Genomic DNA, 1,427 nt, shown 5'->3' with positions numbered 1-1,427 from the left:
GCTTTTGACTTGGACGGCACCCCCCACTCCTCGGCGGCCTTCGTGATGAACGGGGAATTCGTCATGTCCCCGCGAGGGCGGCTGGCACAGGAAGGGGATACGCACGGCAGTTCTGGGCACGGTGGCCTCTCGAAACCGTTTCTCACAGATCTGTACATCGGGAGTTACTCGTGCAACCCTCCGCTTCTTCCCCTAATTAAAGCGGGGGTGCCGTTCGTGGAGAGCGTCCATGAACTGTCGGGGGATATGTTTGCCCTTGACCTCTCGGTTTTCGAAGAGGGAAACACGACCGTAGCGAATAACATCGGGTCGCTGGTCGTCGGCTGGCGCGATGAGTTTTCCTGGCTAACGTTTCTAAACTCTCTGAGATGGTACGGCTCTTTAGAGCACGGAGTGGAAGCCTGGATTTCGTCCTGGGCCTTGAGTGGCCCTTATACAACCTATTTCCAAGAGTGGTGCTTTTGAAAGGTGAGCCATGAGGAAAAACGTCAACAATACGCTCTGGATCTTGCTTGCTGGAAGTATTGTCTCGGAAACGGGAATGTGGATCGGCTTCGTCGGAACACTCCAATTCCTACAACAGGTTCTTTCTTCAACGTTCAACCAAGCCCTTTTCCTAATTGTGCCATCTCTTCTCGGTCTGGCGATTGGGCCAATTGCAGGACGGGTCGTCGATCAGCACGCTAAACAGCTCATCCTGAAGGTGAGTAGTGCCTTGAGGATCCTAGCACCGGCATTGATGCTACTAGCAATAGAACAACGGTCTATCGTATTCGCCGTCATCAGTACCCTCATCGGAGGACTAGTCACGTCTTTCTACTACCCAGCCTTGCGTGCCACATTCCCACTAGTCGCGTCAGGGCAAGCTCTAGCTATGGCGAACATGTGGAACTTCAACCTGATCACGCTCGCCAGGATCATCGGCACTACATTCGGCGGTCTACTCATAGTCAACGATAATTTGGAAGTGTCCTACCAGCTGGCTATGCTTTCCTACGTTGTCATCGCGCTCCAGACTTGGCTGATCCGTATAGATGAAGATGCCACGAGCAACCGGCACAATCAGGTGGACTCCCGAAAAATGGCGTTTACCGAGGTTCTGCGCCTGATTGGGAATAGTAGGGAATTAGTCTTCGCGCTGACAATAAACCTTATTCCATATATCTTTATTGCCGGATTTAACATCTTCGTTATTGGCATCAGTACCCTGCAGCAAAACGTCGGGATCAAGGGCGCCCTCTACACTGTTGAAGGGGTCGGTATCCTGATATCAAGCCTCTTCTACAGAAGGATGATAAAGAAATTCGACGTGAAGAATATCATCCTAGCAACTGCTTTCCTCATCTGCGCGGCGGAACTATTCCTGCTTGGTGCCGGGAACAAGTGGCTCTCAATTCTGGGATTCGCCATCTTCGGGATCTCAGGTG

2 protein-coding genes are annotated in these 1,427 nt (G+C 51.9%); both read left to right on the top strand.

Going from position 1 to position 1,427, the window contains the following annotated elements; translation table 11 throughout:
• Positions 1-465, top strand: a 465-nt coding sequence (locus T432_RS09020; RefSeq protein ID WP_028884790.1) for a hypothetical protein, incomplete at its 5' end; no start/stop codon positions are given.
• A gap of 10 nt (positions 466-475) precedes the next feature.
• The coding region (locus T432_RS09015; protein WP_028884789.1) for an MFS transporter at positions 476-1,427 on the top strand (952 nt) is incomplete at its 3' end.

It is taken from the genome of Taylorella asinigenitalis ATCC 700933, assembly GCF_000687755.1.
Lineage (GTDB): Bacteria > Pseudomonadota > Gammaproteobacteria > Burkholderiales > Burkholderiaceae_B > Taylorella > Taylorella asinigenitalis.
The sequence above is the reverse complement of the archived record's forward strand: the minus strand, read 5'-3'. Positions and strand labels throughout refer to the sequence as shown.